This is a genomic window from Micromonospora sp. WMMD710, assembly GCF_029626045.1.
GTDB lineage: Bacteria > Actinomycetota > Actinomycetes > Mycobacteriales > Micromonosporaceae > Micromonospora.
Map to the genome: position 1 here is coordinate 1,301,153 of NZ_JARUBD010000001.1, position 16,890 is coordinate 1,318,042.

General features: G+C 71.3%; 19 protein-coding genes. 8 read left to right on the forward strand and 11 right to left on the reverse strand.

The genetic code is table 11. The features are described 5' to 3' along the window. The first annotated feature begins 149 nt into the window (after window positions 1-149). The 3 genes from O7620_RS05890 (at window position 150) to O7620_RS05900 (ending at window position 2,215) form a co-directional block, all read left to right on the forward strand. Window positions 150-755: an RNA polymerase sigma factor gene (locus tag O7620_RS05890; protein WP_278122194.1), complete on the forward strand. Its 606-nt coding sequence runs from the start codon at window positions 150-152 to the stop codon at window positions 753-755. Continuing rightward, window positions 752-1,453: a hypothetical protein gene (locus tag O7620_RS05895; protein WP_278122195.1), complete on the forward strand. Its 702-nt coding sequence runs from the start codon at window positions 752-754 to the stop codon at window positions 1,451-1,453. The genes O7620_RS05890 and O7620_RS05895 overlap by 4 nt, the downstream gene beginning before the upstream one ends. A gap of 141 nt (window positions 1,454-1,594) precedes the next feature. Beyond that, on the forward strand, window positions 1,595-2,215 hold the full coding sequence (locus O7620_RS05900; protein WP_278122196.1) for a hypothetical protein: 621 nt from the start codon (window positions 1,595-1,597) through the stop codon (window positions 2,213-2,215). Window positions 2,216-2,262: 47 nt separating this feature from the next. Here O7620_RS05900 and O7620_RS05905 read toward each other — a convergent pair whose 3' ends face one another. After that, window positions 2,263-3,888 carry a glycoside hydrolase family 43 protein gene (locus O7620_RS05905; protein WP_278122197.1) on the reverse strand — a complete coding sequence of 542 codons (1,626 nt, stop codon included), beginning with the start codon at window positions 3,886-3,888 and terminating at the stop codon, window positions 2,263-2,265. Window positions 3,889-4,139: 251 nt separating this feature from the next. Between O7620_RS05905 and O7620_RS05910 the strand changes: the two genes are divergently transcribed. The 4 genes from O7620_RS05910 to O7620_RS05925 are packed head-to-tail and all read left to right on the forward strand — an operon-like array spanning window position 4,140 to window position 8,355. Then, a complete protein-coding gene (locus O7620_RS05910; RefSeq protein WP_278122198.1) occupies window positions 4,140-5,432 on the forward strand; it encodes an extracellular solute-binding protein in 1,293 nt (430 codons plus the stop codon). Window positions 5,433-5,484: 52 nt separating this feature from the next. After that, window positions 5,485-6,483, forward strand: a complete 999-nt coding sequence (locus O7620_RS05915) for a sugar ABC transporter permease (RefSeq protein WP_278122199.1) — start codon at window positions 5,485-5,487, stop codon at window positions 6,481-6,483. Further along, entirely contained in the window at window positions 6,480-7,319 is an 840-nt protein-coding gene (locus O7620_RS05920; protein ID WP_278122200.1) for a carbohydrate ABC transporter permease, read from the forward strand. Before O7620_RS05915 ends, O7620_RS05920 begins: the two co-directional genes overlap by 4 nt. Before the next feature lie 52 nt (window positions 7,320-7,371). Next, window positions 7,372-8,355 (forward strand): LacI family DNA-binding transcriptional regulator, encoded by a 984-nt coding sequence (locus tag O7620_RS05925; RefSeq protein WP_278122201.1) that lies wholly within the window; start codon window positions 7,372-7,374, stop codon window positions 8,353-8,355. Window positions 8,356-8,360: 5 nt separating this feature from the next. Here O7620_RS05925 and O7620_RS05930 read toward each other — a convergent pair whose 3' ends face one another. The 10 genes from O7620_RS05930 to O7620_RS05975 all read right to left on the reverse strand — a co-directional run bounded on the left by O7620_RS05930 (window position 8,361) and on the right by O7620_RS05975 (window position 14,253). Then, window positions 8,361-9,068 (reverse strand): ElyC/SanA/YdcF family protein, encoded by a 708-nt coding sequence (locus O7620_RS05930; protein ID WP_278122202.1) that lies wholly within the window; start codon window positions 9,066-9,068, stop codon window positions 8,361-8,363. A gap of 44 nt (window positions 9,069-9,112) precedes the next feature. Continuing rightward, the gene (locus O7620_RS05935; protein WP_278122203.1) at window positions 9,113-9,667 is read right to left on the reverse strand and encodes a Uma2 family endonuclease; all 555 of its coding nucleotides are present in this window, start codon (window positions 9,665-9,667) and stop codon (window positions 9,113-9,115) included. A 70-nt stretch (window positions 9,668-9,737) separates the two neighbouring features. Next, the gene (locus tag O7620_RS05940) at window positions 9,738-10,079 is read right to left on the reverse strand and encodes a hypothetical protein (RefSeq protein WP_278122204.1); all 342 of its coding nucleotides are present in this window, start codon (window positions 10,077-10,079) and stop codon (window positions 9,738-9,740) included. Next, window positions 10,076-10,906, reverse strand: coding sequence for a hypothetical protein (locus O7620_RS05945; RefSeq protein WP_278122205.1), 831 nt, complete (start codon window positions 10,904-10,906; stop codon window positions 10,076-10,078). The genes O7620_RS05940 and O7620_RS05945 overlap by 4 nt, the downstream gene beginning before the upstream one ends. A 63-nt stretch (window positions 10,907-10,969) precedes the next feature. Then, window positions 10,970-11,269 (reverse strand): hypothetical protein, encoded by a 300-nt coding sequence (locus tag O7620_RS05950; RefSeq protein ID WP_278122206.1) that lies wholly within the window; start codon window positions 11,267-11,269, stop codon window positions 10,970-10,972. Between the two features lie 3 nt (window positions 11,270-11,272). Further along, window positions 11,273-11,587 (reverse strand): type VII secretion target, encoded by a 315-nt coding sequence (locus O7620_RS05955; RefSeq protein ID WP_151488646.1) that lies wholly within the window; start codon window positions 11,585-11,587, stop codon window positions 11,273-11,275. After that, window positions 11,574-11,972: a YbaB/EbfC family nucleoid-associated protein gene (locus O7620_RS05960; protein WP_278122207.1), complete on the reverse strand. Its 399-nt coding sequence runs from the start codon at window positions 11,970-11,972 to the stop codon at window positions 11,574-11,576. The genes O7620_RS05955 and O7620_RS05960 overlap by 14 nt, the downstream gene beginning before the upstream one ends. Window positions 11,973-12,287: 315 nt before the next feature. Then, window positions 12,288-12,509 (reverse strand): hypothetical protein, encoded by a 222-nt coding sequence (locus O7620_RS05965; RefSeq protein WP_151488648.1) that lies wholly within the window; start codon window positions 12,507-12,509, stop codon window positions 12,288-12,290. Between the two features lie 17 nt (window positions 12,510-12,526). Beyond that, the gene (locus O7620_RS05970) at window positions 12,527-13,369 is read right to left on the reverse strand and encodes an ABC transporter permease subunit (protein WP_278122208.1); all 843 of its coding nucleotides are present in this window, start codon (window positions 13,367-13,369) and stop codon (window positions 12,527-12,529) included. Continuing rightward, window positions 13,366-14,253, reverse strand: coding sequence for an ABC transporter ATP-binding protein (locus O7620_RS05975; protein ID WP_278122209.1), 888 nt, complete (start codon window positions 14,251-14,253; stop codon window positions 13,366-13,368). The genes O7620_RS05970 and O7620_RS05975 overlap by 4 nt, the downstream gene beginning before the upstream one ends. 481 nt (window positions 14,254-14,734) lie before the next feature. Between O7620_RS05975 and O7620_RS05980 the strand changes: the two genes are divergently transcribed. After that, window positions 14,735-16,873 carry a TOMM precursor leader peptide-binding protein gene (locus O7620_RS05980; RefSeq protein WP_278122210.1) on the forward strand — a complete coding sequence of 713 codons (2,139 nt, stop codon included), beginning with the start codon at window positions 14,735-14,737 and terminating at the stop codon, window positions 16,871-16,873. Window positions 16,874-16,890: the final 17 nt, after the last annotated feature.

The window sequence follows — 16,890 nt, forward strand, 5'->3', positions numbered from 1 at the left end:
TCAAACGGTGACGGTGCGGGATCAACCGAGGAAGTCGTTGGTGGCATCGGCTGTTCACCTCTGTTGCAACGGCCTGTGCGCCGCTGGCTATCCTCGGCCGGCACACGGATCAGCGGAACCCAGCGCCGCCCGACGGACAGAGAATGGTCATGGAGTCGAGTCTGCGCGCCCGGGTGCGAGCCGGTGATCCCGGCGCGTTCGCCGAGCTCTTCGACCAGCACGCGCGCTCGGTGTACAACCACGCGTTCCGGCTCACCGCCGACTGGGCCACGGCGGAGGACGTCATGGCCGCCACCTACCTGCAGGCGTGGCGTTCCCGCGACCGGGTCACCGAGGACGGCGGCTCGCTGCGACCGTGGCTGCTGGGCATCGCCACGAACGAGGCCCGCAACCACATTCGCAGCAACCGCCGCTACCGCCGGGTGGCTGCCGCGCTGCTCGCCGGCGACCGCACCCAGCCCGACCACGCCGACGAGGTCGCCGGCCGGCTCGACGACACCCGGCGGATCGCCGCCGCGATCGAGGCGCTCACCCGGCTGCGTCGACCCGAGCGCGAGGTGCTGACGTTGTGCCTGTGGGAGGGCCTGGACTACGAGGCCGCAGCCCAGGCGCTGGGGGTGCCGGTCGGCACCGTCCGGTCCCGGTTGTCGCGGGCTCGCGCCCGGCTGCGTACCCTCGTCGACGCCCCGCCCCGCGCCTCCCGGCAGCCGGTCCTGGAGGACCCGGTCTCGCTCGTGCGGGAGGTAAGCCAGTGAGCGCGCCCGACCCGTCCGAGTGGACCGGAATCGCCCCGCACCCCGGTGCGCGTGACCTGCCGCCGGGTCGCCACGAGCTGCACCGCGACCGCCTGCTGGCGGCGATCGCGCAGGAGACGCGTACCCCCGGGGTCGCCCGCACGTGGCGGCGGCCCGCCCTGGCGGCCGCGCTGGTCCTGGTCGCGGGCGTCGGCGCCGGGCTCGCCGCCACCGCTGGTGACGACCCGCCGGCGGCCCTCCCGGCGCCGGTCGCGAGCCGCCCGGCCGCCCGGCCCGCGCCACCGGGCGGGACCGCGAAGATCCAGGGGTACGGCACGGTGCGGCACCTCACCGCCACCGCCGATTTGGTGGTCCGTGGCGAGGCGCAGTCGGCGGCGGACGGTCGGGTCGTCTACCGGGTGGCCGAGGTGCTCTACCGCGCGTCGCACGCCCCGGTGTCCGCAAAGATCACGGTGCTGGCACCGGAGGCGACCGGCCGGGCGACCGTGCTCTACCTGGCGCTCAGCGACCCACTGACACCCGCCTACACGCCGCTCGGCGGTGACGTCGGGATCTTCGACGTCACCGGGGACACGGTCACCAGCCGCTCGGCGACCAGATCGGTGACCGGGCTGCGCGCCGAGGACGCCACCACGGCGGGACGTGCGTTCGTCACGACGCTGCCCGAGCTGCGCCAGGTCGCGGCCGAGCGAGGCTGAGGCCCAGTTCGCGACCGAGCGGAGCCGGCGCGCCGAAGAATCGTGGAACTCGGCGCCCGGGCCGCACAGATAGAGGGCGTAAGCAGTGCCGCGACCCGGGCGAGACGACCGGGACGGCACCGAGACACGAGGAGCGTTCCCATGGCAGTCGACCTCCGCCGTACCCGGCCCCTGTGGGTCGCGGCCGCCGCCGTGCTCGCCGCGGCGGCGCTGTCCGCCTGCGGCAGCGCCGACGACGCCGCCCCGGCCGGCGCGCCGACGGCGCCGAGCACGGCCAGCGCGGCCACGCCGACGGACGCGGCGCCCCCGCCGGTCAAGGGCAAGCTGCGCGGGTACGGCACCGTTCGGCAGCTCAGTGAGACCGCCGATCTCGTCGTACGCGGCGAGGTCGAGGCGGCCGGGTTCCGGGTCGACGAGGTGCTGCGCGCCGGCGGCGGATCCGACGTGCGGCCCGGTGCCCGGATCACCCTCGCCAGCCTCGACTCCGGTGTGGCCGACATGGCCCACATGTCGAAGCTCGACGCGGGCCAGGTCGTGGTGCTGTACCTGGCGAAGGACCCGGCTGCCCCGACGTACCGGACGCTCAGCGGCGACTTCGGCGTGTTCGACGTGACCGGCGGTGGTGACGACGCCGTCGCGTCGACCCGCTCGCAGGCCATGGCGGTCACCGGCCTGCTCGCCGAGGACCCGGCCGCGTCCGGCCGAGGCTTCCGCACCACCCTCGGCCAGTTGCGTACCGTCGCCGCCCAGGTCGGCCGGTAGGGCCGGGACGTGGACGGCACCCGAACCGCCGGGTGCCGTCCACGAACTCAGTGTTCCCGGTAGGTGGCCAGGTCGAAGTCGGCGTACACGCCGTCGCCGCCGAGGTCCTGCACCCAGAGGCCGAGGAACGCCCCCGTGAAGCCCCACGCCGCCGGCTCGCCGTCGATGATCAGCGCGGCGTGCTCGTCGGACAGGATCGTCGCGTCCAGGTCGACGGGCAGCCGCTGCCAGCCGGCGCCGAGGTCGTAGTCGAACCGCACCACCGGTCCGTCGAACACCGCCCGCAGACCGACCCGGGTGACGCCGCTCGCGTCGACGGTCAGATCGGGGTACGGGGTGCGCCGCCCGTTGTCGGAGCTGAGCAGCTCCAGCACCGTCCGCCCGTCGTCGGCCCTGGTCAGGTAGAGGTGGTGCCAGTTGAGGGTGTTGTAGTAGGCGGTGATCCCGGCGAGCTGGCGGTGGTCGACCGGGTCGAACTCGACAACGGTCTCCAACGAACAGCGCGTCGCTCCGACGCGCCGGGCGACCAGGCTGGGCGACTGCCGGCCGACCGGCGACTGCCCACCGTGGACCCGCAGGTGAGACGGGCGCGCCCGCAGGTCGACCCAGTCCGTGGTGGCCGGGCGGCGCAGCGTCGACCAGGAGGCGCCCAGCTCGGCGTCGTCGAAGTGGTCGGTGGCCGGTTCCGCCGGCCACGGGTGCTCGGGCAGGTCGGGCGCGACGACCTCGTCGGCCGGCACCCCGCCGGGGATCCGGGGCCAGCCGCCGGACGGCCACTCCACCCGCTGGATCGCGGTCTCCCTGCCCAGCACACAGCTGCCCAGCGGGGAGTAGGGGCGGCCGACCAGGTGGGCCAGATACCACTCGTCGTCCTGGGTGCGGACAAGGCTGCCGTGCCCGGCCTTCTGCAATCGCAGGTCCGGTCGGCCGACCGAGGTCAGCAGCGGCCCGTCCGGGTCCACCTCGTACGGCCCGAACAGCTCCCGCGACCGTGCCACGGTGACCTGGTGCTCCCAGCTGGTGCCACCCTCGGCGGTGATCAGCCAGTACCAGCCGTCGTGGCGGTACAGGTGCGGCCCCTCGGTCACCCCGACCGGGGTGCCGGTGAACAGGATGCGGGGCCGTCCGACGAGTCGGCGCGTGTCCCGGTCGTACTGCTGGATCTCGATGCCGCCGAAGCGGTCCCGGCCGGGACGCCAGTCCGCGCTCATGCTCAACAGCCAGCTGGTGCCGTCGTCGTCGTGAAACAGCGCGGCGTCGAACCCCCGCCCGTGCAGCTTCACCGGGTCCGACCAGGGGCCGGCGATGTCGGGGGCGGTGACCAGGAAGTTCTGTGGATCCCAGTAACCGCTGGCGAAGCTGGCCACGTCGCTGTAGACGAGATGGAACTCGCCGTCGTGGTAGGTCAGGTCCGGTGCCCACACCCCGTTCGAGTCGCCGCAGCCGCGCAGGTCGAGCAGACGGCGATCGGTGATGACGCCACCGAGGGTGCGCCAGTTCACGAGGTCACGGGAGTGGTGTATCCGTACCCCCGGATACCACTCGAAGGTCGAGGTGGCCAGGTAGTAGTCGTCGCCGACGCGCAGGATCGACGGATCCGGGTGGAACCCGGCAAGGACGGGATTGCGGATCGACCGGGCAGCGGTCGCCACGTCAGCGGTGTCGGTCGACACGGGGGCTCCTCTGGGTGGTTCTCTGGAACTTCCGGAAACTTGCGGTCCAGGGTCGCTGGAAGTCCTGCCTACGCTAGCCGGTCTTATCGCAATAGGACAGGGGTCTTGACCGGTGTGGAAACAGCTCGTAGCGTGCCCGCCATCGACCGGTAATACCGGCGAAGCAATGAAAGTTCCGGAGATCCATGTTCGCGCACCCTGCCGGCTCGACCGGCGACCGAGCACCCCGTGAATCCCCGAAGGGATGGATCATGACCACGCACCTTTCCCGCCGAACGCTGCTCGGCCTCGCCGGCGCCGGTGCCGGCGCCTACCTGCTCAGCGCCTGCAGCGACGGCGAGTCGGCCGACCCGAACGCCCCGCAGACCATCAACTGGTGGCACATCCAGAACACCGAACCGATGCTGCCGGTCTGGGCGGCGATGTCCAACGAGTACAAGACCGCGCACAGCAACGTCACCATCACCATCCAGCCGCTGGAGAACGAGGCTTTCAAGGCCAAGCTCACCACCGCCACGCAGGCCGGCGACCCGCCGGACCTCTTCCAGTCGTGGGGTGGCGGCGTACTCAAGCAGCAGGTGGACGCCGGCCTGGTCAAGGACCTCACCGACGACCTGAAGTCGCTGGCCGACGGCATCCTGCCGGCCGCCATGCAGCCGTACACGATCGACGGCAAGATCTACGGCATCCCGTTCGACATCGGCATGGTCGGCTTCTGGTACAACAAGGACCTCTTCGCCCGCGCCGGCATCACCGAAACCCCCACCACCTGGACCGGTGTGCTCGACGCCGTCCGCAAGCTCAAGACCGCCGGCATCACCCCGATCGCCCTGGCCGGCAAGGACAAGTGGCCCGCCCACTTCTACTGGTCCTACCTGGCGATGCGCATCGGTGGGGTCGGCGCGCTGCAGAAGGCCGTCGACGACAAGAACTTCGACACCCCCGACCTCGCGGCCGCCGGCGAGCGACTCAAGGAACTCGTCGACCTGCAGCCGTTCCAGAAGGGCTTCCTCGGCGCGGAGTACGGGTCGCCCGACGGGCAGGCCGCCACGATGGGCAACGGCGGCGCGGCCATGGAGCTGATGGGCCAGTGGGCGCCGGCGGTGCAGGCGTCCAGCTCCACCAGCAAGAAGGGCATCGGCGACAAGCTCGGCTTCTTCCCGTTCCCCGCCGTGGACGGCGGCAAGGGCTCCGCCACCGAGGTCTTCGGCGGTGGCAACGGCTTCGCCGTCGGCAAGGACGCTCCGGCTGCCACCATCGATTTCCTGAAGTTCCTGCTCAGCGCCGACAACCAGCGTCGGTCCGCGAAGACCGGCGCGGTGCTGCCCACGGTGAAGGACGCCACCGACGCCATCACCGACCCCAACAATAAGGTCGTCGCGGAGACCCTGGCCAAGAACACGGGCTTCCAGCTGTACCTCGACCAGGCGTACGCGCCGGCACTCGGGCAGCAGATCAACGACAGCGTCGCCGAGATCATCGCCGGCAAGAAGCAGCCCGCGGCGATCCTCAAGGACATCACGCAGGTGGCGAAGACCGTCTGACCGTGGCCCTTCCCCCATCCGTAGCCGGCCGTAGAACCCGAGTGGAGCAGGCATGACCAGGCCATCGACCGTGTCCGACACGAGGCGCGGCGACACGGCGACCGATCCGCCGGCACCGGGGCCGGGCACCGCGCGACAGCGCGGCCGCCAGCCCCGGCCGGGCCGGGGCGGCGTCCTCGCCGTGTTCCTGGCGCCTGCCCTGGCGCTGTTCCTGCTGCTGGTCGTCGCCCCCATCGTGGTGGCCAGCTACGCCAGTCTCTACAAGTGGAACGGCTTCGGACTGCCGGAGAACTTCGTCGGGCTGGACAACTACACCCGCGCGTTCGGCGACCCGACCTTCCGCGGCGACCTGTGGCGTAACCTCGTGCTCGTGCTGCTGTCCCTGGCCGTGCAGCTGCCCGCCGCACTGGCCCTGGCCATGCTCCTCAACCAGCCGCTGCGCGGCCGGGCCGCCTACCGGCTGATCTTCTTCGCCCCGTACGTGCTCTCCGAGGTCACCACGGCCGTCCTGTTCACGCTGGTGTTCTCACCGAACCGCGGGCTGGGCGAGTCGGTCTCCCGGTGGTTGGGCGCCGACGCCGGCGCGGTCTTCGCCGACCCGGACACCGTGCTGTTCGCTGTCTTCCTGGTGGTGTCCTGGAAATACTTCGGCCTCTACATGATGCTCTTCCTGGCCGCCCGGCAGGGCATCCCGAAGGAGTTGTCCGAGGCCGCCGTCACCGACGGCGCCACCGCCTGGCAGGCGTTCCGACACGTCACCCTGCCCCTGCTCGGCCCGACGATCCGGATCAGCGTGTTCCTGTCGGTCATCGGCACCATCCAGCTGTTCGACATGGTCTGGGTGCTCACCGGCGGCGGTCCGATCCACTCCTCGGAGACCATGGCCGTGACGATGTACCAGTACGGCTTCCGCCGCTTCGAGGTCGGCTACGCCAGCGCGATCAGCATCGTCATGTTCCTGCTGAGCCTCGTCTTCGCCCTGTTCTACCAGCGCATCGTCCTGCGTCGGGACACCGCGGGCGCGATCACCAACCAGGGAGGCCAGCGATGAGCGCCACGACCAGTCGCGCCCAGCGGACCCGCAGCCTCGTGCTGCATCTCGTCTGCATTGCCGTCGGCGCGCTCATCGTCGTGCCGGTGTGGTTCGGCGTGATCGGCGGATTCAAGGACAACGGCCAGCTGTCGACGAACCCGCTGGGTCTGCCCGACCCGTGGGTGCCGCAGAACTACACCGACCTCTTCGTCTCCGGGGTGTTCTGGCGTCAGCTCGGCAACAGCCTGCTCATCGCCGTCAGCAGCACGTTCATCGTCGTCGGCGCGGCGGCGATGGCGGCGTTCGTCTTCGCCCGCTACGCCTTCCGCGGTCGCGAGTTCCTGGTCACCCTATTCGCGATCGGCCTGATGTTCCCGTTCGCGGTGGCGATCCTGCCGCTGTTCGTCCTGCTGCGCGGCATGGGTCTGCTGGACAATCCGCTCGGCGTGATCCTGCCCCAGGCCGCCTTCGGGCTGCCGATCACCATCATCATCCTGCGTCAGTTCTTCCGTACCATCCCCGCCGAGGTCGAGGAGGCCGCCGTCCTCGACGGATGCGGCTCCTTCGGCTTCTTCTGGCGGATCCTGCTGCCGATGGCCCGTCCCGCGCTGGCCACCGTCTCGGTGCTCGCCGTCGTGACCAGTTGGAACAACTTCATGCTTCCGCTGGTCGTCTTCAGCGACCAGAGCTGGTGGACCCTGCCCGTCGGGGTCCAGGCCTTCCAGGGCCAGTACGCCGACGACACCGCGCGGGTGCTCGCCTACGTCGTGCTGTCCATGCTCCCGGCACTGGGCTTCTACGCCGTGGCCGAACGCCAACTCATCGGCGGCCTGACCGGCAGCGTCAAGGGCTGAGAACGAAGGGCGGACCGTGGGCTCCGACAACGGCCGAAACGTCACCATCGCCATGATCGCACGGCTGGCCGGTGTCTCCGTGCCCACGGTCTCCCGGGTCATCAACGGCCGCTCCGACGTCGCCCCCGACACCCGGGAACGCGTCGAGGCCCTGCTCAACCACCACGGCTACCGCCGCCGGGCACCGGCCCGGCGGGACGACGCCGCACTGATCGACCTGGTCTTCAACGACCTGGACAGCCCGTGGGCCGTGGAGATCATCCGAGGCGTGGAGGACGTCGCGCGGAGCAGCGGCGTCGGCACCGTCGTCTCGGCGATCCACTGGCGCATCTCCTCGGCGAAACAGTGGCTCGACAACATGCGTACCCGATCCACCGAGGGCGTCATCTTCGTGACCTCGATGGTGAACCCACCGTTGCAGGCCGAGCTGCGCCGGCTGCACCTCCCGGTGGTCATCATCGACCCCGCCGGCGTCGACCCGCAGGAATCACCCACCATCGGGGCCACCAACTGGGCGGGCAGCCTCAGCGCCAACCAGTACCTCATCGGCCTCGGCCACCGCCGCATCGGCTTCATCGCCGGCCCACCGCACCTCATGTGCAGCCGGGCCCGCCTGGACGGCTACCGGGCCGCCCTCGGCGCCGCCGGCATCCCCGTTGACGACTCCCTCATCCGGCCGGGCAACTTCTACCACGAGGCCGGCTACACCGCCGGTACGCAACTGCTGACCCTGCCCGACCCGCCGACCGCCATCTTCGCCGCCAGCGACCAGATGGCACTCGGCGTCTACGAGGCGGTCCGCAAACGTGGCCTGCGGGTGCCCGACGACATCAGCGTGGTCGGCTTCGACGACCTGCCCGAGGTCCGCTGGTGCTCGCCGCCGCTGACCACGGTCCGTCAGCCCCTGGCCGAGATGGGCATGATGGCCGCGCGGACCATCCTGCGGCTCGCCGGGGGAGAGAAGGTCGAGAGCCCACGGGTCGAACTCGCCACCGAACTCGTCGAACGCGACAGCGCCGCACCGCCCCGAGCCTGACCCCGTCAGACGTCGCGCAACGCGTCGTCGACGCCGGTCTCCCGGCGACCGAGGTGAGCCGGCTCGCGGCCGGACAGCAGATCCAGCGCCGCCTTCACGCAGGCGCCCTTCTCGCGGGTCGAACTGAACCACCACGTCTGGGCGTACCGCTCGGCGCTGTCGTCACCCACACCGTTGGCGTCGATACCGAGGCGCCGGCACAGCGCCACGGCACGCGGAAGGTGAAAGGACTGGGTCACGACCGTCGCCCGTCGTACCCCGAAGATCTGCTCCGCCCGCGCACACGAGTCGTACGTGTCGAGGCCGGCGTGGTCCAGCACCACCTTGTGCGCCGGCACGCCCCTCTCGACCAGCCAACTCCGCATCGCGGCGGGCTCGTTGTAGTCGGCGTTCATGTTGTCGCCGGACACCAGGATCGCCCGCACCTTGCCCGCGTCGAACAACCGCCGCGCGATCTCCAACCGAGCCGCGAGAACGGGTGACGGCGTGCCGTCCGCCTCCACCTTGGTGCCCAGGACCAGGGCGACCGGCGCGCCCGGCACGTCGGCCTCGCTGTAGAGGTGACCGTCCGCGGTGTCGCGGATCCACTTGACGCTGGCGACCGTGCCACCGGTCAGGACCACCGCACCCACCACGAACGCGAGGAGCGTACGACGGGCCAACCGCCGGTGCTCCCCGTACCACCGCCTGGCCGCACCGAATCGTCCCCGCATGCCCGCGAGACTAATCCGGCCGGGCCTGGGTCGGGTCAACCGCCTCAGCCGAGGTCGTGCTCCTCGAGACCGGTGTTGAGGAGCCAGGCGAGCGGCATGGTCGCGCGGACAACGTAGCGGCTGCCTTCCAGGCGGTACATGGCGACAGTTTGCGCCGTGTCCTGGTCGACTACCCAGTATTGGGGGATGCCAGCGGCAGCGTATTCGCTGCGCTTGGTCACCGTGTCGACGCCCTCGGAGCCAGGCGAGACAATCTCGACCACGAGGAGCACGTCGGCAACCGGCAGCCAGACTCCGTCAGCCTGGGCCTTGCTCCACACGACCAGGTCGGGGGTACGTCCGCCTACACCACCGTCACGACCTGGGATGCGTAATCCCACAGCCTGGGCGACACGGTCCGCCGGCACACCACCCTGGGCGATCCACATCATGAGCCGGGTCGCGATGATGGCGTGGACGTACCCCGGCGGCGGCATGATCGAGACGACTCCCTCGGGGCTGATCTCATACCGATGGTTCTGGTCCGCAGCCATCATCGCGGTGAGGTCATCGAGCGTCACGACAGGGGGCATGTACCTGCCAACCGCCTCGGAGCTCATTGGCGCATCGTAGCGGCTCGTCGTCGGGCTCCGACGGAGGTGGGAGCCTGACCGCCGAGAGATTCCGCCACTACCCAGGATCACTCGTTCCCAGGATCCCCGCCGAGTAGGTCGCGTCCACCAGATCCTGAAGGTGGCGGACGACGTCGGCCTTGTGCTCGGTCTCCGGGAGGTGTTCCTCGCCGGCCGCTACCAAGCCGTCCCGCCACAGGCTGACGATCTCCCGCTGTGCGGCGGCCGGTAGATCATCGACCCAGAGTGAACCGAGATTGTTGTCGACGATCTCCTGCAGGTGGTTGGCGGCCTGTCTGTCGGAGAGGCGAGAAATCAGGAACTCCAGCGTCCAGTCGAACAATCCTCCTGTCGCGGTCCAGTCGACACCGGGTTTCAGGACGATGAGGCCAGCCATCATTTCCCCACGACGAACACTCGAGGACCGAGGCCTCGGTCCGTGATGAACTGTTCGAGCCGGGCGACCTGTTCCGAGGTGAACTTCGAGACGTCCACCGGCACCAGGTCCGCCTTATCCAAGTGCCGCACGATCTGATACTGCAGTTGGGGCCATTGGCGGTCAAAGAACTGCGCCGGGAAGTTGCCCACTGCATCGTAGGTCCGCTCCGCCTCGTCGACCCAGTCGGCGCTGGACTCCACCGGAGCGCGAGTCAGCGTCACGCCCAGTTCCTGCTCCAGGCGGACCGCTGTCTCGGCTTCGCCGGGCCGGAACGTCCCGGTCGCCGGATCCATGCCGAGGTCGTGAATCCGTTGCTGTTCCGTCCGCGGAGAGGTAGGAGTTCCGCGAGGCGACTCAGGCTCCGGGGTGTTTCGGGTCGGTGGGGACTCGCCCTTCTGGAGCCGTCGGAGAATCTGCTGGAGCTTGTCGATGAGGCCGCCGAGTCGGCGGATCACGGGGACAAGTCGTCGGAGGCTGGCCAGTAGTCCGCGGAGCAGTCGCGCGACCCGCGCGCCCCAGGAGGCCACCAGTGTCGTGACCTGCTCCACGACCAGTGGAGCGGCGAGCCCGCCGGTGGCGACGAGTTCGCCGGCGTACACGATGAGGCGGGAGACGCAGGTGGCGATGGCGTCGCGGACCAGGAGTCGGACGGCGGCGACGAGGACGGCGGCGCCTTCGGTGATCGCGGCGAGGGTGTCGGCGCCCTGGGCGAGCCCGGCGATGGCCTGTTGCTGCTCGTCGGCCCAGCCGCGGTAGGCGGGGCCGGCGGTGCCGCCCCAGGTTCCCACGTCGGCGCGGACGGCGGCGGCCAGCCCGGTGGCCTCCTCGCGTAGTGAGGTGGCGACGTTCCGTCAGGTCTGGGCGTGGGCGGTGATCTCGGCGGGGTTGCCGGCGAGCCAGTCGAGGGCTTCGCTGAGCGGTTTGACGTGTTCGATGAGCCAGGCGATGCCGTACTGGAGGAGTGCGCCGACCGGGTCGGACACGAGGGCGAGGGCGTCGAGGCCGGCACTGACCACGCCGAGGCTGCCGTCGATCCAGCTGCCGTTTCGGATGCCCTGGGTGATGAGTTCGATGTCCTCGCAGATCCAGATGCCGGCCCAGGCGCTGGGCGACGGGCCGGAGGCCGTGGCGATGAGCGGGTTGGCCGGCACCGGTCAGTTCCGTGTCTGGCGCAGCAGCCGTTCCGCGCGGGCGTCGGAGGCGCGGTAGCGGTCCGCACTGACGCGCAGTCTGTCGGAGGTGTCGTGCACCGATGCGGCGGCGGCGCCGATGCCGTTGATCAGGGTGCGCCCGAGGCCGTCCAGCAGGGTGGGCATGATCGCGCAGAGCTGCCCGTACGCGTCGGCGCCCACCTGGACGTGCTGACCGGCCTGTCGGGCGGTGTCGAGGCGGTCGGCGATGCGGTCGAGGCGACCGGCGTGGGAGGTGAGGCCGTCCGGGTCGACCTGGATGCCGTCACCGCTGGGCATCGTGCGCACCTGGGCCGGGGTGCAGGCGGCTCCGGTAGGAGTCGACGATCGCCCGGGCGCTCACGTCGTCGCCGAGAGTCTCGACGGTGGCGGTGGTGAGCTGGCTCAGCAGGTCGGCGTGGGCGGCCCGGGTGGTCTCCACGATCTGTCGGGCGATGCGGGTCGCGGACCGCTCGCGGATCCGTTCGTCGAGGCGCAGGTCGGTCAGTAGGCCGTTCGAGTCGACGGTCACCACGATCGACCGGTCGGGACTGGTGGCGGTGCCGGTGAGCGCCCGCACCCGCGTGGACAGCGCCGTCGCGCGGGCCGCCCGGTCGGCCAGGGACGCTTCCCACTCGTCGAGGCGGCGCCCCGCCGCGTCCAACGCGGCATCATCCGCCCACACGCCGACCCCCGGGAAACATTGGCCATCATCACCGTCGAGACCGCCGCCACGTTACCAACCGGTGGCGCTGCGTGGTGCCCCGCGATCGGGTCGGTGCGCCGTCGCCGACGCACGTGTGTGGCCGGGCTCGGCGTCGGCGGGCGCCCCGGGACCACCACCGGGCGACCCGCGCGCCGCGCGGGCACGGCATGGCCGGCCACAGACACCGCGCCGCGTAGCCACGGCACGGCCGGCCACCGACACCCAGGGCGATGCGGGAGCCGGAACCCGTCGTGCGTCGCCACCCGGTCCGCCGAGCCGGGCGGCGCGAGCGGGTCAGGACTCCGGGTGGCGGCGGACGAAGTCCTGGTAGGTCTCGTTGTCCAGCTCGATCTTGCGGACCTCGGCCTGGCGCAGCTCGGCCGCGGACCGCGCACGGGCGAGCCGCACCTGGTGCCGTCGGTCGCGTGTGCGCGCCCAGCCACGAGACAGACCCCAGACGATCCAGCCACTGGACGCGACGAGCCCGGTCAGTGCGAAGGCGAGGAGGAAGTCCATCCCGACATCCTTTCCGGTCAGCCGACGTCCCGGCGGACGGCGAGCCAGGTGCCCAGCCCGAACATCAGCACGACGTATCCGAGCAGGACGGTGACGGGCAATCCGGCGCCGGCCGATTCGATCACCCCGGGGGTGCCGCCCTCGAACTGGGACCGCGCGCCGAGCGCGCCGGCGAGGGCACCGGAGCTGGGGGCTAGCAGGAGCTTCTGGACGATCTCGAGCGGGCTGAGCACGAGGGCGAGACCGCTTATCGCGTTCTCCAGCACGAGCGTCCACACCAGACCCACGGCGATGGCGGTGGCGGTGCTGCGGAACGCGATGGCGAGGAAGTAGCCGAGGCTGGCGTGCGCGCTGCAGATCAGCCAGGCCGCCGCCACGGCTCCGGCCAGGTCGCCGGCCGGCGGCCAGTCCAGGACGCGACCTTCGAGCACTGCGAGCAGCGCGGTGACGGCGGCCATCGCGGCGAAGGTGAGCGCGACGAGCACCAGGGTCAGCGCGCAGAGCGCGACGGCGTGCCCGGCGAGCACCTGCGCCCGTCGGGGGCGCTGCGTGAAGATCAGGTTGAGCGTCCCCCAGCGGTACTCGTTGCCGACGACGACGGCGCCGAGGATCACCACGATCGCCCCGCCGAACAGGGGGAACAGCGCGATCCCGGTGGGCACGAGTTGGCCGGGCAGCACGGCGTCGAGCAGCGACGCCGCGTCGTCGGCCTGTTTCGGGTCGCCGGCGAGGGCCAGGTGCACGAGGTACGGGACGCCGACGCCGAAGGCGAGCGCCAACGCGATCCAGGTGAGGGTGACCGTCCACACCGCCGGCCGTTTGCGGTCCGCGAACCAGGCCGCGCGTACCGAGGCGATCATCGGCTGCTCCCTGTCGTGCTCGTCAGTTCCAGAAACGCCTCCTCCAGCGAGTGGCGTAGCGTGCGCAGTTCGCGTACCTCGACGCCGGCCTCGACAAGCGTCCGGTTGAGTTCCGCGGCGAGCGCCGGGTCGGCGTTGACCCGCAACGTACCGTCGACGACCTCGGCGGCGCGGACGCCCCGGTGGTCGCGCAGGCAGGCGAGGGCCTTGTCGACGGGGTCGGCGGCGATGAGCAGTTCCCCGCCGCCGAGCGCCGCGCGCAGCTCGTCGGACGTGCCGTCGGCGACCAGCCGGCCCCGGTTGATGACGGCGATCCGGTCGCAGACCTGCTCGACCTCGCCGAGGACGTGGCTGGAGAGCAGCACGGTGCGTCCCTGCTGGCCGAGCGAGCGGAGCAGCTCCCGGATCTCCGACACTCCGGCCGGGTCGAGGCCGTTGGTGGGCTCGTCGAGGATCAGCAGGCTGGGCTCCTTGAGGAGCGCCGCGGCGACACCGAGTCGCTGTTTCATGCCCAGGGAGTACGTCCGGAACGCGGAGCGCGCGCGGCCGCTGAGGCCCACCTCGGCCAGCACCCGGTCGGCGGCGCTGTCGGGCACTCCCGAGTAACGGGCGGCCAGCCGAAGGTTGTCCACACCGGACAGATGGGGGTAGAAGGCCGGCGACTCGATGAGCGCGCCCACCCGGCCCAGCTCGTTCGGGGTGCCCGGTGGTTGGCCCAGCACCCGGATCCGGCCGGATGTGGGTCGGACGAGCCCGACCAGCATCCGCATGGTCGTGGTCTTGCCGGCGCCGTTGGGCCCCAGGAAGCCGAAGACCGTCCCCTCGGGCACCCGCAGGGTCAGCCCGTCGACCGCGGTGACACCGCCGGGATAACGCTTGGTCACCTCGTGGACTTCAATGGCGAATCGGTCATTCCCCAACGGACTGGCGCAATCGTCCGATGACGTGGCGGGTTTCACCGTCGGGTTTTTGCGTCGCCTTCATATGAGCGGTCCTTACTCATTCCCGACCGCAACGCCTGGTTGATTGCGCGCAGTCAATTAACTGATCGTTAAGGCGGTCGGGGTGGCGGTCCGACCGTCCACCATGCAGGATCGCGCCGTTCGGCCACCTCACGTCTGGAACGATGGAAAAGCTCCTGACCTGCGCAATGGCTTGACAGCGCCCACAGACTAGCGGAGGTTGATCGGGACCGGTAGGTCCGCGACCGAGGGGCCCGAGAAAATTTCTCCCCGTCGCAGCTCAGTGGCCTTCAATTCACGCCAGCCGCTACCCGACACGAAACATTCTGTTGACGAACGTATTGCCCTTGGGCAGCATGTAGACACTTTCGAGTCGATGGTGATCGTTGGCATAGGAGCCCGGATGAGTCTGCCGCTGGACAGTGCCCAGACCCTCGAAGTCCGACCTAAGCTGCGACACGACGTGGTCTTTCTGGATGCGCCGGCCGGTGCGTACCTGCGCGGCCCGGACACCGCCTTCCTGATCAAGGGCAGGTCCGCGTTCCGCTGGCTGACCTCGTTGAGCCCCTACCTCACCGGGGAGCACACCCTCGCTCAGCTCACCGCCGCACTCGACGAGGCGCAGCGGCAGACCGTGCTCACCCTGGTGCGTGCGTTGCTGGCCCGCGGCTTCGCCAAGGACGCCGGCGACCGCACCGAGCTGGCCGAGCCGGTGGCCCGACGGTTCGCCCCGCAGATCGAGTTCGTCGACCACTTCGCCGACGACCCCACCGGGCGGTTCCTGCGTTTCCACACCGCCCGGGTGGTGCTCGCCGGTGGGGGAGCGACAGTGTTGGCCGCGGCGAGCAGCCTGCTGCGCAACGGGTGCCTCCGGCTCGACCTGTATCCGGACGACGACCCGTCGCGCTACGCGGAGGCGTTGCGGCCGGAGGTGGCGACGCTGCGCGCGGACGGGCTGGCGGCCGAGGTCCGGGTGCACGACGGGCCGGTCGAGCTCACGGGCGCCGACGCGGTGGTCCACTGCACCGACCGGACGGGCCTGCCCCGCCTGGCCGAGCTGGCCCGCGCCTGCCACCGCGGCGGCCCGCTGCTGGTCCCGGTGCTCACCGACGACGAGCGGGCGGTGGTCGGCCCGACCGTCGAGGCCGGGCGTACGCCCTGCTGGCTCTGCGCGCAACTGCGGCTCACCGCCGGCGCCGACGCCACCGACGCCGCCGACTTCTGGCGGCACCTCGCCCTCGGCGCCGGCCCCGACGTGCCCGCGCCGCTGCCGGAGGTGACCGCGCGCATGCTCGGCAACGCCGCCGCGTTCGAGGTGTTCCGCGTGCTCACCGGCGCGCTGGCGCCGGACACCGCCGACGGGGTGCTGCTGCTGCACCGGTCCACACTGGAGTCCATCCGGGAGAAGGTGCTGCCACACCCGGCCTGCCCGGTGTGCCGTGACGTGGACGTACCCGGGCCGGCGCAGCCCGGCGGCTCCGACGACGAGACCTACCAGCGGGCCCAGGCGTTGGTGTCGCCGAACGCCGGGGTGTTCACCCGGTTCGTGGACGACCCGCTGGAGCAGGCGCCGCTGAAGACCGCCCGGCTGCGACTGCCCGGCCGACGCGGCCCGCGCGAGGTGACCGCGTTCGACGTGCACACGGTGATGAGCGCCCGGCTGGCCGCGTACCGGGTGGCGGTGCGCGACCACGCCGCCCGCTACGCCGACCCGCACGCCGGTGTGCTCGCCACGGCCGAACAGCTCCGCGACCGGGGCGAGCACCCCGTGCCGTGGACCGAACTGGGCACCACAAGCGGGGCCGTCCCCGAGGACCCGCGCCGGTCGGTCCGCTGGCTGCCGGCGACCGTGCTGGACGGCACCGACACCGTGTGGGTGCCCGCCGCGCTGGCGCTGCCCACGTCGGCCGCGAACGGCGAGGGCTTCGGGGAGCGGACGGTCGCCGGAGCGGCGGCCGCCGACAGCATCGACCGTGTCGTCGACCAGGGGCTCGCCGACGCGCTGGCGTACCACGCGCTGACCGCGGCCATGCGCGGCGCCGGCGGCCTCACCGTGGTCGGCGAGAAGGAGCTGGTGGCCGACGACGACACCGCGTTCGTGGTCAAGGCGGCCCACCGCTTCGGCCGCCAACTCGCGGTCTTCGCCCTTCCCGGCGCGGCGCCGGCGCACGCCGTGCTCGCGGTCACCGAGACGTCGGGCGGCCGCGACTGGCGGCTCGCCGGCGGCTTCGACCCGGTCGCCACGCGGCTCGCCGCGGTACGCGACCTGGTGGGCCGGATCCAGGTGCGGCACTTCGAGGGGACCGACGCCGACCTCGGCGACCCGGTGCTCGCCGACTTCGACCCGGCCACCATCACCGCGAGCGCCACCAGCGGGGCCACCGTGGGCGGCGGCACCGACCGGGCCGCGGTGCTGGCCACCCTCGCCGAGCGGGGAATCAGCGCGCTGCTGGTCGAGACCACCACCCGCGACGTACGCGCCAGCGGGGCGTTCCGCAGCGGTGTGGTCCTGCTGCGCCACCACGGCCGGACGGCCGACTGAAACCACCACACCAGTGG

What these genes read in the sequence shown, in the direction of transcription:
- O7620_RS05890 (WP_278122194.1), top strand. Translation starts at nt 150, where the DNA reads ATGGAGTCGAGTCTGCGCGCCCGGGTGCGAGCCGGTGATCCCGGCGCG.
- O7620_RS05900 (WP_278122196.1), top strand. Translation starts at nt 1,595, where the DNA reads ATGGCAGTCGACCTCCGCCGTACCCGGCCCCTGTGGGTCGCGGCCGCC.
- O7620_RS05910 (WP_278122198.1), top strand. Translation starts at nt 4,140, where the DNA reads ATGACCACGCACCTTTCCCGCCGAACGCTGCTCGGCCTCGCCGGCGCC.
- O7620_RS05915 (WP_278122199.1), top strand. Translation starts at nt 5,485, where the DNA reads ATGACCAGGCCATCGACCGTGTCCGACACGAGGCGCGGCGACACGGCG.
- O7620_RS05920 (WP_278122200.1), top strand. Translation starts at nt 6,480, where the DNA reads ATGAGCGCCACGACCAGTCGCGCCCAGCGGACCCGCAGCCTCGTGCTG.
- O7620_RS05925 (WP_278122201.1), top strand. Translation starts at nt 7,372, where the DNA reads ATGATCGCACGGCTGGCCGGTGTCTCCGTGCCCACGGTCTCCCGGGTC.
- O7620_RS05930 (WP_278122202.1), bottom strand. Translation starts at nt 9,068, where the DNA reads ATGCGGGGACGATTCGGTGCGGCCAGGCGGTGGTACGGGGAGCACCGG.
- O7620_RS05935 (WP_278122203.1), bottom strand. Translation starts at nt 9,667, where the DNA reads ATGAGCTCCGAGGCGGTTGGCAGGTACATGCCCCCTGTCGTGACGCTC.
- O7620_RS05940 (WP_278122204.1), bottom strand. Translation starts at nt 10,079, where the DNA reads ATGATGGCTGGCCTCATCGTCCTGAAACCCGGTGTCGACTGGACCGCG.
- O7620_RS05955 (WP_151488646.1), bottom strand. Translation starts at nt 11,587, where the DNA reads ATGCCCAGCGGTGACGGCATCCAGGTCGACCCGGACGGCCTCACCTCC.
- O7620_RS05965 (WP_151488648.1), bottom strand. Translation starts at nt 12,509, where the DNA reads ATGGACTTCCTCCTCGCCTTCGCACTGACCGGGCTCGTCGCGTCCAGT.
- O7620_RS05970 (WP_278122208.1), bottom strand. Translation starts at nt 13,369, where the DNA reads ATGATCGCCTCGGTACGCGCGGCCTGGTTCGCGGACCGCAAACGGCCG.
- O7620_RS05980 (WP_278122210.1), top strand. Translation starts at nt 14,735, where the DNA reads ATGAGTCTGCCGCTGGACAGTGCCCAGACCCTCGAAGTCCGACCTAAG.